The 15,575-nt window shown below is 62.0% G+C and carries 12 protein-coding genes; 7 read left to right on the top strand and 5 right to left on the bottom strand.

From position 1 onward, the window contains the following. The first annotated feature begins 58 nt into the window (after nt 1-58). On the top strand, nt 59-1,393 hold the full coding sequence (locus tag OZ911_RS16910; protein WP_023047750.1) for an MFS transporter: 1,335 nt from the start codon (nt 59-61) through the stop codon (nt 1,391-1,393). A gap of 129 nt (nt 1,394-1,522) precedes the next feature. Here the strand turns inward: OZ911_RS16910 and cahR are convergent, their stop codons facing one another. Then, nucleotides 1,523-2,530, bottom strand: a complete 1,008-nt coding sequence (gene cahR, locus OZ911_RS16905) for a transcriptional regulator CahA (protein WP_016487540.1) — start codon at nt 2,528-2,530, stop codon at nt 1,523-1,525. Nucleotides 2,531-2,711: 181 nt separating this feature from the next. Between cahR and pssA the strand changes: the two genes are divergently transcribed. Both pssA and OZ911_RS16895 read left to right on the top strand, forming a co-directional pair. Continuing rightward, nucleotides 2,712-4,040: a CDP-diacylglycerol--serine O-phosphatidyltransferase gene (gene pssA / locus OZ911_RS16900; RefSeq protein WP_268968375.1), complete on the top strand. Its 1,329-nt coding sequence runs from the start codon at nt 2,712-2,714 to the stop codon at nt 4,038-4,040. A gap of 275 nt (nt 4,041-4,315) precedes the next feature. After that, nucleotides 4,316-5,461 (top strand): GGDEF domain-containing protein, encoded by a 1,146-nt coding sequence (locus OZ911_RS16895; protein ID WP_031312520.1) that lies wholly within the window; start codon nt 4,316-4,318, stop codon nt 5,459-5,461. Between the two features lie 742 nt (nt 5,462-6,203). Here OZ911_RS16895 and ppnN read toward each other — a convergent pair. After that, nucleotides 6,204-7,577 (bottom strand): nucleotide 5'-monophosphate nucleosidase PpnN, encoded by a 1,374-nt coding sequence (gene ppnN, locus OZ911_RS16890; RefSeq protein ID WP_268968374.1) that lies wholly within the window; start codon nt 7,575-7,577, stop codon nt 6,204-6,206. A 148-nt stretch (nt 7,578-7,725) separates the two neighbouring features. Then, nucleotides 7,726-8,787 carry a YeiH family protein gene (locus OZ911_RS16885; protein ID WP_016487536.1) on the bottom strand — a complete coding sequence of 354 codons (1,062 nt, stop codon included), beginning with the start codon at nt 8,785-8,787 and terminating at the stop codon, nt 7,726-7,728. 111 nt (nt 8,788-8,898) lie between these two features. Between OZ911_RS16885 and OZ911_RS16880 the strand changes: the two genes are divergently transcribed. Further along, on the top strand, nt 8,899-9,786 hold the full coding sequence (locus OZ911_RS16880) for a LysR family transcriptional regulator (RefSeq protein WP_016487535.1): 888 nt from the start codon (nt 8,899-8,901) through the stop codon (nt 9,784-9,786). A 56-nt stretch (nt 9,787-9,842) separates the two neighbouring features. Here the strand turns inward: OZ911_RS16880 and OZ911_RS16875 are convergent, their stop codons facing one another. Beyond that, entirely contained in the window at nt 9,843-10,463 is a 621-nt protein-coding gene (locus tag OZ911_RS16875; protein WP_023047051.1) for a response regulator, read from the bottom strand. 278 nt (nt 10,464-10,741) lie between these two features. On the opposite strand from OZ911_RS16875, the gene OZ911_RS16870 reads away from it, so the two are divergent. Beyond that, the gene (locus OZ911_RS16870; protein WP_023047052.1) at nt 10,742-12,292 is read left to right on the top strand and encodes a PAS domain-containing protein; all 1,551 of its coding nucleotides are present in this window, start codon (nt 10,742-10,744) and stop codon (nt 12,290-12,292) included. A gap of 30 nt (nt 12,293-12,322) precedes the next feature. On the opposite strand, the gene OZ911_RS16865 is transcribed toward OZ911_RS16870, so the two are convergent. Then, nucleotides 12,323-12,916: a helix-turn-helix domain-containing protein gene (locus OZ911_RS16865; protein WP_016487532.1), complete on the bottom strand. Its 594-nt coding sequence runs from the start codon at nt 12,914-12,916 to the stop codon at nt 12,323-12,325. Between the two features lie 344 nt (nt 12,917-13,260). Here OZ911_RS16865 and glnT point away from each other — a divergent pair, with 344 nt between their 5' ends. Continuing rightward, on the top strand, nt 13,261-14,595 hold the full coding sequence (gene glnT / locus OZ911_RS16860) for a type III glutamate--ammonia ligase (RefSeq protein ID WP_016487531.1): 1,335 nt from the start codon (nt 13,261-13,263) through the stop codon (nt 14,593-14,595). A 65-nt stretch (nt 14,596-14,660) separates the two neighbouring features. Then, nucleotides 14,661-15,566, top strand: coding sequence for a class II glutamine amidotransferase (locus OZ911_RS16855; RefSeq protein ID WP_070086917.1), 906 nt, complete (start codon nt 14,661-14,663; stop codon nt 15,564-15,566). The last annotated feature ends 9 nt before the right edge of the window (nt 15,567-15,575 follow it).

Raw genomic sequence — 15,575 nt, 5'->3', positions numbered from 1 at the left:
TATCACTGTATGACCACCAGACCCTGCCTCCAATTAAAAGAACCAGAGGGTACCCGTCATGTCCAGCACCACACTTGACCCATCCGCCGTCGCCGGCCCCACATACAACGCCGAACGCCAGGCCCTGCGCAAGGCCGCCCGGGCCAGTTTCATGGGCAACTTCGTCGAGTGGTTCGACTACGCCGCCTACGGCTACCTGGCCACCATCATCGCCGCCACCTTCTTCCCGCAAACCGACAAGACCACTGGCCTGCTGGCAACCTTCGCTGTGTTTGCCCTGTCGTTCCTGGTACGTCCGCTGGGCGGCATCGTCTGGGGGCACTTTGGCGACCGCCATGGTCGGCGCAACGCACTGTCGTGGTCGATCCTGATCATGTCGGTATCCACCTTCTGCATTGGCCTGTTGCCAGGTTATGCGCAGATCGGCTTGTGGGCGCCGGGCTTGTTGCTACTTATCCGCCTGGTGCAGGGCTTTTCCGCCTCCGGTGAGTACGCTGGTGCTGCGGCGTTTCTGGCTGAATACGCGCCGCCCGGCCGGCGTGGCCTGTACACCAGCATCGTGCCGGCCAGTACGGCGGCGGGGTTGCTGTTTGGTGCGGCGTTCGTGGCGGTGCTGCACGAACTGCTCAGCAGCCAGGCCCTGCACGAATGGGGCTGGCGCCTGCCGTTCCTGCTGGCGGCACCGTTCGGCCTTGTAGGGCGCTATATCCGCATGAGCCTGCAGGACACACCCAAGTTCCTGGAGATGGAACAGCGCCTGGAAAACAAGGCCGGCATGACGCCTATGCCGCTGCGCGAGCTGCTGGGCCAGCACCGCCGCAGCCTGGCCATCGGCATTGGTGTCACCTGCCTGAACGCGGTGGCGTTCTATTTGCTGCTCAGCTACATGCCGACTTATCTGTCCAGTGAAATGGGCATGAGCGAGCGGGATTCATTCATTGCTTCGACCGTGTCGCTGGCCACTTACATCGGCTTGATCTTCCTGATGGGGCGGCTGTCTGACCGGTTTGGCCGCAAGACCATGCTGGTGGTGGCTTCGCTGTTGTTCCTGGGGCTGACCGTACCGTTGTTCCGCCTGCTTGACGGTCAACCGCTGCTGGTCATCCTGGCGATCCAGATTTGCTTCGGGGCGATTCTGGCGATGAATGACGGGACGTTGCCGTGCCTGCTGGCCGAGATTTTCCCCACCCGGGTGCGTTTCAGCGGGTTTGCCCTGAGCTTCAATGTGGCCAACGCGCTGTTTGGCGGGACTGCGCCGTTCATTGCCACCTGGCTTATCCAGGTGACTGGCAGCAAGCTGGCGCCGGCGGGGTATTTGCTGGCGGCAGCACTGGTGGCGCTGGTTGCCATGCTTATGTGTCGGGAGACCGCACATTCCGCCCTGGAGGATTAACTACCCTGTACCGGCCTCTTCGCGGGCGCGCCCGCTCCCACAGGGACCCCACAGATTCGAATACTGTGGGGTCCCTGTAGGAGCGGGCGTGCCCGCGAAGAGGCCGGTAAAACCAGTACAAACCTTGAATTAATGCAGCGAAGCCTGCCGCCGCTCCCCCAGCGGCGACAAGCCAAAGAACCGGCTGTAGCTCTTGGAAAAGTGCGCCGGCGAGCTGAACCCGCAGGCCAGCGCCACCTCGCGCACCTGCACGTCACTGCGCAGCAGCAACTCCCGCGCCCGCGACAGCCGCAGCTCCAGGTAGTACTGGCTGGGCGTGCGCTGCAGGTATTTATGGAACAGCCGCTCCAGTTGGCGCACGGTGACCTCGTTGAGGCTGGCAAGCTCCTCGAGCCCCAATGGTTCCTCCAGGTTGGCCTCCATGATCGCCACCACCTGGCTCAGCTTGGGTTGGGCGCTGCCAAGCAGGGTGCGCAGCGGTACCCGCTGGCGATCACGCTCGCCCCGCACCCGGTCGCACAGCAATAACTCGGCCGCCTTGGCCGCAATGTCCTGACCCCCGGGCTCGCGCGCCACCAGTTGCAGCATCATGTCCATGGCTGCCACACCGCCCGAGCAGGTATAGCGGTCGCGGTCCAGTTCGAACAGCTGGCTGGAAATGACAATGCCGGGGAAGTGCGCCTGCAGTGTCGGCAGGTCTTCCCAATGGATGGTGCAGCGGTAGCCTTTGAGCAGTTCGGCCTTGGCCAACAGGTAGCTCCCGGTGCAGATACCACCCAATGGCAGGTGCTGGCGGGCCAGCTTGCGCAACCAGTCGATCAGCGGGCGGCTGCTACGGCCCCGGTCGATCGGGTTGGCCCCGACCACCAGCAGCGCATCCAGCTGGGGGGCGTTGGCGATGCCGTAGTCAGGCAGTACCCGCATGCCGTTGCTGGCGACCACTGGCGCCTCGTCTGCGGCAATCAGCACGCTGCGAAACAGTGGTTTGCGTGCGGCCAGGTTGGCCATGCGCAGGGTTTCCACCGCCGACGCCAGGCCGATGGTGGTGAAGTTGGGCAAAATCAGAAAGCCGAACGTCTTTACCGAACAACTCTTTACAATAGAGGGCGATAGGTTTGCAGAAGCGGGGTAGACCATTGCGCTGTTCCTGTGCAAGCTGAGGCATAGTTCGTCAGGGGCAGTGAGAAAATACAGCCTCGCGTGGTTCTTGTTGTTATAGGTCGTTGCCGGCTCGATCTTACACCCCGGGCGCAGCGGCCAGGAATGGCCCCGCCGGCTGGCAGGGCCGACAGTGATTGCACAGAGAAGGTGATCGTTCGTGAACCCCGAAACCATGCTGGCGGCATTGCCAGGCTACGCCATGTCGCCCGAGTCGATCCAGGTGCTGCCGGATGCCAAGGCATACCGCGCCTGCTTGCTCGAACGCATCCACGCCGCGACCCGGCGCATCGTCATCGTCGCCCTGTACCTGCAGGAAGACGAGGCAGGCCAGGAAGTGCTGGATGCGTTGTACCAGGTCAAGGCCGAGCGACCAGGCCTGGAAATCACCATTGTGGTCGACTGGTTTCGTGCCCGCCGTGGTCTGCTGGGGGGCGGGCCCCAGCCGGGTAACGCCGCCTGGTATCAGGCCCAACGCCAGTTGCGTGGGCTGGATATCGTGATTCATGGGGTGCCGGTGCAGACCCGCGAGCTGTTCGGCGTGTTGCACCTGAAGGGCAGCATCATCGACGACTGCGTGATCTACACCGGCGCCAGCCTGAACAACGTGTACCTGCACCGCTTCGACCGTTATCGCCTGGACCGCTACCACCTGTTCCAGTCCCCGGGGCTGGCCGATGCCATGGTCGACCTGGTGCGGCGCCTGCTGCACCACACCGCCACACCGCGCCTCGACTTGCCTGCGCCACCTGCCACCCGTAGCCTGCGCGGCGACATCCGGCGCTTGCGTGCGCGGTTGCGGCGCATGGCATACGAGGCACCGGCCAGCATGGCAGGGGAAGGGCTGCGGGTTATTCCGCTGTTGGGCGTGGGCCGTGGCAACCCGCTGAACCGGGCGCTGTGCGCCTTGTTGGCGGCGGCGCGCACGCAACTCATCATCAGTACGCCGTATTTCAACCCCCCGCGGGTGGTGATGCGCGAGCTTGACCATGCGCTGGAGCGTGGTGTGCAGGTTGAGCTGATTGTCGGCGATCGCACGGCCAATGACTTCTATATCGCCCCTGGCGAGCCGTTCAGCGCCAGTGGCGCCTTGCCTTATCTGTATGAAGACAACCTGCGTGCCTTCGCCCGGCGCCGCCATGCCGCCATTGCCAGCGGCCAGTTACAGGTACGCATCTGGAACGATCCTGGGCATACCTTTCATGCCAAGGGCGTGTGGGTCGACCAGCGCTATTCGTTGCTGACCGGCAACAACCTGAACCCGCGCGGGTTCAACCTGGACCTGGAGAACGGCCTGCTGATCGATGACCCGCACGGGCAATGGCTGACGCCGAGGGAAGCGGAGTTGAACGCGCTACGCCGGCATGCGCCGAAGATTGGTTCGGCAGAGGCGCTGGGCGTGAAGGCCGAGCATCCCAAGGAGGTCCGCAAATTTCTGCGGCGCTTGCGTTTCAGCCGTTTGGAACCGTTGATCAAGCGCGTGCTCTGAGGCACTGCGCCAGGCACTGCCGTGCTTTTTTGGGGGCAACGGGTGAGTTTGCTTTCAGGCATCAAGGGGGCGAGGGCACCGCGATTTCGGTGGTGCACGCGGTGCCTTGATGTCAATATGATGTTACCTGCGTGAGCCCTCCGTTGGGGGCTGGGCTATCATTTGCAGTCAACCGTACAAGGCCCCTCTGAAAAATCATCACGAGCGCATACAATCGGGCCCTTTCTTCGTTAACCAGATAGGCCAAAGCGTATATGGCGCTAGATCCACCCACGATGCTGACCATCTCGGTCGCCCTGGCAGCGGCGGCTGCCCTGTACCTGGCGATTGAGTGGCGCAGTGTCCGCGAAACCTCCTTGCTGTTCTGGAGCGCCGGCTTTGCCACGATTACTGTCGGTTGTGTTTTGGCCTTGTTGCGCGGGTCTGGGTTGTTGTTCATCGGCATCTGGTTCGCCAACGGTTTGCTGGTGGTGGCGCACGGGTTCTTCCTGACGGGCGTATTGCGTTTTACCCAGGACCGCTTGTCGCGGGGCTGGCTAATGATTGTGGTGGTCTGGTTCGCCTTGCTGTTGCTGCCTGTAGGGCCGCAGTGGTCGAAGGTGATGCTGATGGTCAACTCGTTGCTGGTGGCGTCGCTGACGCTCAAGGCCAGCTCCCTGCTGCGGCCCCATGGCAAGTCGCTGAGTGTGGGGGCAGTACAACTGCGCTATGTGTTGCTGATCCATGGGCTGTTCTATGTGGCCAAGGCGGGCATTGCCATCACGCCGGGGACGTTGATTGACCTGGCCACCTTTGGTGGCCTGATCATCCAGATCTCCTTGGTCGAGGGGGCGATGGCGATCATGCTGATTGCCTTGTCGATGACCGGCACCGTGCGCTATCGGCGCGAGGAGCGGATTGCCCGGCTGGCAGCCCGCGACCCGTTGACCGCGTTGTATAACCGGCGTGCGCTGGAGGTGCGGGCCGGGCATTTCTTCAAGGACGTGAGCCCGGCGCAGCCTGGGGCGTTGCTGCTGATCGACATCGACAACTTCAAGCTGGTCAACGACCTGCACGGGCATATTGCCGGGGACCGCTTGCTGGTTGCCTTGAGCGAGATGATTCGCACGGTGCTGCCGGAGCGGGCGCTGGCCGCGCGGTTGGGCGGCGATGAGTTCGTCATCTTGTTGAATGGGGCGAGTAGCGAGCAGGTAATGGAGCTGGGCGGGCTGTTGCGCGAGCAATTCCAGCAGTATGCCGGCAAGACCGTGCCCACGCCGCACGCGGTTACCTTGAGTATTGGCGTGAACCTGTTCGACCAGCCGCCGGCGAGCCTGGCGGCATTGATCGAGCAAGGGGATGTGGCCTTGTACCAGTCCAAGCGCAGTGGGCGCGACAGTATTCGGTTTGTGGAGCGTCCGATGGCTGACATTAATCACTAGGCTGCTTTTTGCTTTTTGCTTTTGCTTCTAAGCGCGCGACAGTTCAGGCAACGCAGATTGCGACTTCAGGAGGCCGAGCGCAGGGCTTGCGGAGGGAGGTGACGGGCATGGATGCCCGTCAAGCGCTGGGCCCCAGGATGGGGCCTGCAGCGCGGTCCTCCCGGGAGCAAGCCCGGAGCGAGGGGACCCCGGAGCGCAGCGTAGGGGCCGGATGATGGGAGCGCAGCGTTTTTTGGTTACTTTTTGTCGCGTTTGACAAAAAGTGACCCGCCGTAAGGGCGGAAAGGTGATTTGGCGCCACCTTTGAAAATGAATGTTGACTCATTGTTGATGCCCACACCTGAATGCGAACAGCGAACAGCGAACAGCGAACAGCGAACAGCGAACAGCGAACAGCGAACAGCGAAACAGTGCTGGTTTTTAGCTCGCGCATAGGCCATTTGCGATGGCGACACTAACTCACCTTTTCGCCCTTACGGCGAGTCACTTTTTGTCAGACGCGACAAAAAGTAACCAAAAAACGCTGCGCTCCGATCATCCGGCCCCTGCGCTGCGCTCCGGGGTCCCCTCACTCCGGCCTCGCTCCCGGGAGGACCGCGCTGCAGGCCCCATCCTGGGGCCCAGCGCTTGACGGGCATCCATGCCCGTCACCTCCCTTCGCAAGGCCTGCGTTCGGCCTCCTGAAGTCGCGAAGATCAAGATCAAGATCAAGATCAAGATCAAGATCAGAAGTATCAGGCCGTCAGGTCACCACTTGATAGCAAGGTACATACGCCGCGCCGCCGGGCAACTTCATGCGATGCTGGTCAACGAAGGCTTGCAACAGCCGGCCCAGCGGGTCCAGCACGGCGCTGTCGCCGCGGATCTGGTACGGCCCATGCTCTTCGATCAGGCGGATGCCCTTGTCCTTCACGTTACCCGCTACCACGCCAGAAAACGCCCGGCGCAGGTTGGCAGCCAGCTCATGGGGTGGCAGCTCGCGGCGCAGGTCCAGTTCGGCCATTGCCTGGTGGGTCGGGTCGAACGGGCGCTGGAAACTCTCCTCGATCTTCAGCAGCCAGTTGAAGTGGAAGGCATCATTGCGCTCGCGGCGGAACTGTTTGACCACCTTGAGCCCTTCGACCATGTGCCGGGCAACTTCTGCCGGGTCATCAATGATGATTTCGTACAACCGGTGCGCCGCCTCGCCCAGCGTGGCGCCCACGAAGGCATGCAACTGTTGCAGGTAAGGCTCGGCGCTGCGCGGGCCGGTGAGCACCACCGGGAACGGCACGTCCTGGTTATCGGGGTGCATGAGGATGCCCAGCAGGTACAGGAACTCCTCGGCTGTGCCGGCGCCGCCGGGGAAGATGATGATGCCGTGACCGACACGCACGAAGGCTTCCAGGCGCTTCTCGATGTCCGGCAGAATCACCAGCTCGTTGACGATCGGGTTGGGCGCCTCGGCGGCGATGATGCCCGGCTCGGTCAGGCCAAGGTAGCGGCTGCCATGCATGCGTTGCTTGGCGTGGGCAATGGTGGCGCCCTTCATCGGGCCCTTCATCACGCCCGGGCCGCAACCGGTGCACACGTCCAGCTTGCGCAGGCCCAGTTCGTGGCCGACCTTCTTGGTGTACTGGTACTCCTCGCTGCTGATCGAGTGACCACCCCAGCACACCACCATCTTCGGCTCCACACCCGGGCGCAGGGTGCGCGCGTTGCGCAGCAAATGGAAAACGTAATCAGTGATGCCCTGGGAGCTTTCCAGGTCGATACGCTGGCTGGCCAGCTCGCTTTCGGTGTAAACGATGTCGCGCAGGGCGCTGAACAGCATTTCACGGGTGCTGGCGATCATTTCGCCATCGACGAAGGCATCGGCCGGGGCATTCAGCAGCTCCAGGCGCACACCACGGTCTTGTTGATGGATTTTGACCTCGAAGTCTTTGTAGGCCTCGAGGATCGTCTTGGCATTGTCGACATGGGCGCCAGTGTTGAGGATGGCCAGGGCGCACTGGCGGAAAAGGGTGTAAAGGCTACCAGTACCGACTTCACTCAGTTGCTGAACTTCACGTTGTGACAGCGTTTCCAGGCTGCCTTTGGGGCTGACGGATGCATTGATGACATTGCGTTGAAGCATCTAAGTCTTTCCTGTGCGGGTAAAACATCCTTCTTTGACAACACCATACCGAGAAATGTGGGCGGCAACGAGGGGGCTGGTGAAAAACCTTGAGACCGAGTTGGCTTCTTCGCGGGCAACCCCGCGATGAAGCCAACCCGGTCCCGATTCAGCCCAACAGCTTTTGCACGCCCAGGGTAATCGCCAATCCACCCCCTACCAGCCACAGGTTCAGAATCGCCCCGGTAGCCAGCGCCTTTGGCCCCGCCTGGCGAATCTGGCTGAAGCGGGTTTCCATACCCAGCGCAGTCATGGCCATGGTCAGGGCAAAAGTGTCGAGGCTATTGACCGCTTGCGTCACGCTACCCGGCAGTACCTGCAGAGAATTCACCAATACCAGGGCGAGGAAGCCAAAGGCGAACCAGGGCATCGTAATGCGCCCATTGCCTTGCGCCTGATCAGCCTTGCGCGAGCGGCTGATCCACAGGCCGACTACCAGCAGTACCGGCACCAGCAGCATCACCCGGGTCATCTTGACGATGGTGGCGATATGGGTGGCTTCAGGGCTGACATTACTGGCTGCGCCCACCACCTGGGCGACTTCGTGGATAGTGCCGCCCAGAAACAGCCCCGCTCCCAGGGTGTCCAGGTGCAGCCAGCCGGCGTTGATGGCCAGCGGGTACAGGAACATCGACAAGGTGCCGAACAGCACCACGCTGCCGACGGCCATGGCGCTCTTGTGCGGGGCACTGCGCAGTGCCGACTCGAAGGCCAGCACGGCGGCGGCACCGCAGATGGCGCTGCCAGCGGCGGTCAGCAGGGCGGTATCGCGGTCCAGCTTGAACAGTTTCATGCCGCACCACAGGCCGATCAACAGGGTGCTGGACACCACCAGCAGCGACACGATAAGGCCCGACCAGCCGACTTCGGCAATTTCCTGCAGGCTGACCCGCAGGCCAAAGAAGGCCACGGCGATGCGCAGCAGGCCGCGGGCCGAAAAGTTGATGCCGGCTGCCCAGCTGGCCGGTACACCATCGCGCAAGGCATTGCCGTAGAGGGCGCCGGCGACGATGCCGACAATCAGCGGGCTGATGCCCAGATTGGCGATGGCGGGCAGTGCGGCCAGCTGAGTGACCGCAAGCGCGAACAGCGCGACGAACAGGATGCCATTGAGCCGCCCTCGGGTAGAGAGGGTAGGCGTAAAAGCGGGGTTGGACGGAACCGTGGCCATGTGTGTCCTCCGGAAAGGTGTTTCGACAAGGCCTACGTTAATCGGGTTATAAGCTTATAAAAAATCGTAATTTAAAATGGCAAATATCCGTTTAGCTGATATTTTTAAATCATGACCCCAGAACAACTGATAACGTTTGCCACCGTTGCCGAGCACGGCAACATCAGCCATGCGGCCCAGGCGCTTCATTTGTCGCAACCGGCGGTGTCCGGCCAGCTCAAGCTGTTGCAGGAGGCTTTTGGCGAGCCGCTGTATCAGCGCGCCGGGCGGGGGGTGCGGTTGACGGCAGCCGGCGAACAGCTGTTGGCCCATGCCGAGCGCCTGCGCGAAACCTTCCGCCAGGCCCAGGCACTGCGCGACGCCATGCGTGGCCTGGAGCGCGGTACCTTGCGCATCGGTGCCAGTACCACGCCTGCCAGTTACCTGCTGCCGTACCTGATCGCCGATTTCCATGCCAGTCACCCGGACGTGCTGGTGACTACATCACACGGCAACACGGCGGAGATCGTCGCTGCGCTGGGCAGTGTCGACATCGCCCTGATCGAAGGGCCGCCTGGGCAAGAGCTGCCGTTGGGCACGCAAGTGACAGCCTGGCGTGAGGACGAGATCGTTGCCATCGTGCCCAGCGGTCATCCGCTGGCTGGCAGTGGTCCGCAGACCTTGGGGGCGCTGGGCACTTACCCGTTGGTATTGCGCGAGAGCGGCTCGGGTGTGCGGCAGGTCGTCGAGCGCGCGTTTGCCCGTGAGGGTGTGGCGATGCGCGTAGCGCTGGAGATTGCCGGGGTGGAAGGGGTGAAGGAGGCGGTGCGTGCGGGGATGGGGGTTGGCTTTGTGTCGGCAATGTCGATCCGCCATGAGGATGGGGCCCTGCACCGACTGCAAGTTGCCCCTGAGCCGTTGGTCAGGCGGTTTTCCATATTGATGCCACATGCGGCAACGCCCTCAAGGGCGGCAGCGCGGTTTCTCGAGTTGTGTGTCGGCTTGCAGGCGGTGGGGTAACGGCCCCGGCCTGTTTGCGGGTGAACCCGCTCCCACAGGTCGAGAGTGCTGGCAGATCATCCCTCACATTGATGGGTCCAGCTGAGGTAGGCTGCCTTGAGTGATTGCGGAAGGTTGGGCAGGTTGCGTCCTAAATCCGGCACGGTGCCTGGCTGCCGCGCCCACTCCGTTAGCCATGCGATCACCAAAGGCCTGGTTACGGGGCTGGGCGATATTTGGCGTTCAAGCTCGTCTGCGACCTGGCCGAGTATCGCCATGTCCACATCCAGTTGGGCAATTTTGTCCACCCTGTAGTCACCCCTCATCAAGTCGTTTGCTTTGAAAGATAGCGTTTGCTCGATAGCAGTCAGCAACTGGCCAACCGTCCAAGGTTTTGAGAGGAACGTAGCAGACCCGGGTAAGCGGGAGCCGGCATCACGTTGGCCGGCCGACATCACGATCACGGCGGTGCCCGGCCATCGGTCAATGACCAGGTGCGCGAGGTCCACTCCATCGAGCTGGCCTGGCATCTGGATATCGGTCAACACGAGATCCAGGCGGGCCGTGGTTTCCAGCACCGTTATCGCCTCATCGACGCAGCCGCAGCTGCGCACGTCGAGGTCGAGCGATTCCAGCGCTTCGCAGGCGAGCATTCGAATCAACGCGTCATCCTCTACTACCAATACACTGCGAGCCATAACAAAACCCCGATCATGTAGCCATTCGGCGGGCGGCTATGATCTGTGGTTTCATGCAACTGACGGGTGGCGCTTGGGTTGTTGGCAAACCGAGCGATCTATACTTTCCCATTGCCGCCGGGCTTAGATGGTTTTCGTCATTGCCATCGATGCTGGATCGTTGGTAAATGAAGCCACGAAAAGTTTTCGATCCCTGCCTGGCACGTCCGCAGGGGCCATGGTGTCGAACGGCGCGCCCGAAAGTAATCTTCCCAATTGCCAGCTGTGGATGAGAACCCATGCATCAACTGCCTCCCGATGAAATGATCAGGCTTGCACTGCAGAAGTCACAGGCCCGTTTACACAAGCAGCATCAGTTGGTGGTGGAGTATGGCGTGTCGTCGCTCAGGTCGACGAGTCTCGATACTTTGCTCACGCAGGCTTGTACCGTTGTGGCCAAAGGCATGCACACGCGTTTTGCCAAGGTGTTGATGCCATTGCCTGGCAGCGATGATTTTTTGCTGACCCACGGTGTCGGTTGGGATCCCTCTGATATCGGCCACGCCAAGGTCGGTGGCGATGTGGCCAGTCCGGCGGGTTATGCCCTCTCTACGTACCGCCCGGTGCTCTCCAACCATCTGGGCCAGGAGCAGCGCTTCCGCACGCCGGATCTGTTGAAAAAGTATGGCATCGAACGCGCCATCAACGTGCCCATCCGGGGGGCGCTACAGCCGTTTGGTGTGCTGGAGGCGGACAGCACCGAGGGTGACGATTTCATCGAAAGCGACCTGGTGTTCCTCGAAGGTATCTCCAACGTCATCTCCATGGCCGTGGAACGCCTGGCAAATGGGGCAGATGAGCAGCTACCGGATCGCTATTCGGAAAGCATGCTCAATGCCAGCCCCGATTGCGTAAAGATCCTCACCACGCATGGCGATATCGAATTCATGAATGATGCCGGAATGTACCTCATGCACATAAGCGAGCTGGCAGAGGTGCGCGGCAAACCCTGGACCCAGCTGTGGCCTGACGACTCCAAACCCGTCGTGCGTGATGCCATGGCGCGGTCCGTGGCCGGTGAATCGGCGAGGTTTGAGGCCTATTGCCCCACGGCCGGCGATGAGCCGAGATGGTGGGATGTAACCATTGCGCCCATTCTGAGTGCCGAGGGCAGGGTGGACAGGCTGATCGCAGTGTCGCGGGACATCACCGAGCGGCACCAGCACGAGGCTCAGTTGCTGTCCCTGATTGCTGTGCAAAACACCAAGCTGAGCGACAGCGATCTCTATCTTGAAGAGATTCACCATCGGGTAAAGAACAGCCTGCACCTGGTGAACACTTTGCTCCAGCTTCAGGCCAACCTGTCGGCGGATGAGGCGGTCAAGGTCCAGCTGCAGACGGCAGCGAGCCGCGTGCTGACGATTGCCAGTGTGCATGAGCGCCTCTATCAGACTGCAGAAACCCAGGGCGTCCTGGCATCGGAGTATCTTGGCGCCTTGTTGAGTGACCTGGGGTCGGCGCTGGCTGAACGTAAGATCGTGCTCAACGCCGATGCTTTCATTCTCCCCCCACAGCGGATGGCGCCGTTGGGCCTGGTCATTTCCGAGCTGATCACCAATGCCCTCAAGTATGGCAAGGGCACGATTGGGGTGAGCGTCCAGAACGCAGGCGACCATGCTGTGATTACAGTAAGGGACGAGGGGGAGGGCTTTCCGGAGTCTTATCCCGAACCAAGCGGAACAGGCTTGGGTATGCGGCTGGTGAAAAGCTATTCAGGGTATGGAGCTGATGCAATCACGCTGGATCGGCTAGCCGAAAACAGTACGATTTGCGTGAAGTTCAAGCTGTAGTGCCCACTGCAATTCGCCCTGTGCCGCGCGTCACTCGTCGCCGTAGTTCATGATCGAGAGCAGGCGTATGGGCACCTGCACCAGTTTCTCCGGGCCGTGCGGGGTTTCGCCGTCGAATGTGAGGCTGTCGCCGGCGTGCATGTGATAGAGCTGGTTGCCATGGCGGTACACCAGCTCGCCCTCCAGCAAGTGGAGGAACTCGGTGCCGGGGTGGGCGAAGGTGGGGAACTCTTCGCTGGCGTCATCCATGCTCACCCTATAGGCCTCGAAGTTTTTCTTCGGCCCCCTGGCGTGATTGAGCAAGTGGTAGGTGTGGCCCTTCTCGGTGCCGCGGCGCACCACTTCCAGACCTTCGCCAGCCTTTACCAGCAGAGCATTGCCGTCGGGCTGGTCATATTGGCTGAACAGCTTGGCCATCGGCATGCCCAGTACGTCGCACAGGCGGCTGAGGGTGTCGAGGCTGGTGGACACCTGGGCGTTTTCGATCTTGCTCAGCATGCCCTGGCTAATGCCGGCAATGCGCGCCACATCGGCGAGCTTGAGGGACTGGGCCTGGCGCTGGCGCTTGATCTGCAGGCCCAGGTACTGCTCCAGACGAAGGCGCGGTTCGGTTTCGGTCGACATCGAAAGTCCTGCACGGTTTCAGTTCAAGAATAAAGTTTTCGCACTGGGAAAGTGCGAAATGCAGCTGCGCTGGCCGCTTCTTTCCTCAGGTGAAAACAAGTTTCCCACAAATAGAACAGAAAATCCTGCCTGGGTTTTGTCTTGCCTGTGCCGGCCTCTTCGCGGGCAAGTCCACTCCCAAGCGGCTTTGCGGCGAATCCTGTGGGAGCGGGCTTGCCCGCGAAGAGGCCCGAACAGACACCCAAGGGCGCACCTTGAACAAACTTGGCAAGCGCATTGCATTCCTGTGAGGAAAGTAAGTTTCCTTTGCGGAATCGTCGCCCTTGCCCAGGAGTGTTCAACCCATGTTGCCAGCAGAAACCCAGCGCACCCTCGACCAGCACGGCATCAAGTACGTGCTGGCGCAGTTCGTCGATATCCATGGCTCGGCGAAGACCAAATCGGTGCCGGTATCGGGCCTGAAGATGGTAGCCGAGGAGGGCGCCGGCTTTGCCGGGTTCGCCATCTGCGGCATGGGCATGGAGCCGCACGGCCCGGACTTCATGGCCCGCGGCGATCTGTCCACACTGGTTCCGGTGCCGTGGCAGCCAGGCTATGGCCGGGTGGTGTGCGTGGGCCATGTCAACGGCCAGCCTTGGCCCTATGACAGCCGCTACGTATTGCAGCAGCAGGTGCAGCGCCTGGCCGAGAAGGGCTGGACCCTGAACACCGGCCTTGAGCCCGAGTTCAGCCTGTTCCGCCGCGACGAAGGCGGCAAGCTGCAACTGGTTGACGCCTCCGACAACCTCGACAAGCCCTGCTACGACTACAAGGGCCTGTCGCGCTCGCGGCTGTTCCTCGAACGCCTGACCGAGGCGCTGCAGCCGGTGGGCTTCGACATCTACCAGATTGACCACGAAGACGCCAATGGCCAGTTCGAGATCAACTACACCTACAGCGACGCCATGGAGTCGGCCGACCGCTTCACCTTCTTCCGCATGGCTGCCGGTGAGATCGCCAACGACCTGGGCATGATCTGCTCGTTCATGCCCAAGCCTGACCCCAAGCGCGCCGGCAACGGCATGCACTTTCACCTGTCGCTGGCCAGCAGCACCCACAAGAACCTGTTCCACGACCCGTCCGACAGCAGCGGCATGGGCCTGTCAAAGCTGGCCTATCACTTTGCTGCAGGGCTCATGGCCCACGGCGCGGCGTTGTGTGCCTTTGCGGCGCCGACGGTCAACTCCTACAAGCGTCTGGTGGTTGGCCGTTCATTGTCGGGCTCGACGTGGGCCCCGGCCTTCGTCGCCTGGGGGGCCAATAACCGTTCGGCAATGGTGCGCATTCCTTATGGTCGCCTGGAGTTCCGCCTGCCGGACGCCGGCTGCAACCCGTATCTGGTCACCGCCGCCATTATCGCCGCCGGCCTCGATGGCATCGACCGCCAGCTGGATCCGGGCGAGATGTGCAATGAAAACCTCTACAACCTGAGCCTTGAAGAAATTGCCGCGCGCGGCATCAAGACCTTGCCGCAATCGCTGAAGGAGGCCGTCGACGCGCTCGAAGCCGACCCGTTGTTCCGCGAGGTGCTGGGCGCCGGGATCGTCGACGAGTTCATCAAGCTCAAGCGCATGGAGTGGGTGGAGTACTGCCGCCACGTCTCCGACTGGGAAATCCAGCGTTACACCGAGTTCTTCTGACCGCCCCAATCCCCTGGGCGGCAGACACGAAAGCGCTCGCCCACTGCCTAGTAAGGAGCATCACCATGTGTGGAATCGTAGGTCTGTACCTGAAAAAGCCCGAGCTGGAAGGCCAGCTAGGCAAGCTGTTCGAACCCATGCTCCAAGCCATGACCGACCGTGGGCCGGACAGCGCCGGCTTTGCCATCTACGGCGATGAAGTGGCCGAAGGCTGGGTCAAGCTGACCCTGCAAGCGACTGACACCAACTACCCCTGGACCACCCTGCTGGGCCAGCTGGAAGGGCACCTGGGTTGCTCGCTGGACTGGTACCAGAACGCCAGCGCCGCTGTGCTCAAAGTGCACACAGATGAGGCCGCAGCCCGCGGCGCCTTGGCCGAGCTAGCGCCCGATGTGCGCATCATGAGCGCCGGGCAGAGCATCGAAATCCTCAAGGGCATGGGCCTGCCGGCGGAAATATCCAGTCGCTTCGGCCTGGCCGGCATGAAGGGCAGCCACATCATCGGCCACACCCGCATGGCCACCGAAAGCGCCGTGACCATGGAGGGCAGTCACCCGTTCTCCACCGGCGCCGACCTGTGCCTGGTGCACAACGGCTCGCTCTCCAACCACTTCCGCTTGCGCCAGGTACTCAAGCGCGAAGGCATCAGCTTCGAGACCGATAACGACACCGAAGTGGCCGCCGGCTACCTGACCTGGCGGCTACAGCAGGGCGACAGCCTGGCCCAGGCCCTGGATGGCGCGCTGGAAGACCTGGACGGCTTCTTCACGTTTGCCATCGGCACCCGCAACGGCTTTGCCGTGATCCGTGACCCGATTGCCTGCAAGCCGGCGGTGCTGGCCGAGACCGAAGACTACGTGGCCATGGCCTCGGAATACCAGGCACTGGCCGGCCTGCCCGGCATCGAGCACGCCAAGGTCTGGGAACCGGCGCCGGCCACCCTGTACGTCTGGGAGCGCGAAAGCGCCTGACCTGCCACC

This window comes from Pseudomonas fortuita (assembly GCF_026898135.2).
In the GTDB taxonomy this organism is placed as follows: domain Bacteria; phylum Pseudomonadota; class Gammaproteobacteria; order Pseudomonadales; family Pseudomonadaceae; genus Aquipseudomonas; species Aquipseudomonas fortuita.
Note: the sequence above shows the minus strand (reverse complement) of the source record. Positions and strands in the feature narration are given on the sequence as shown.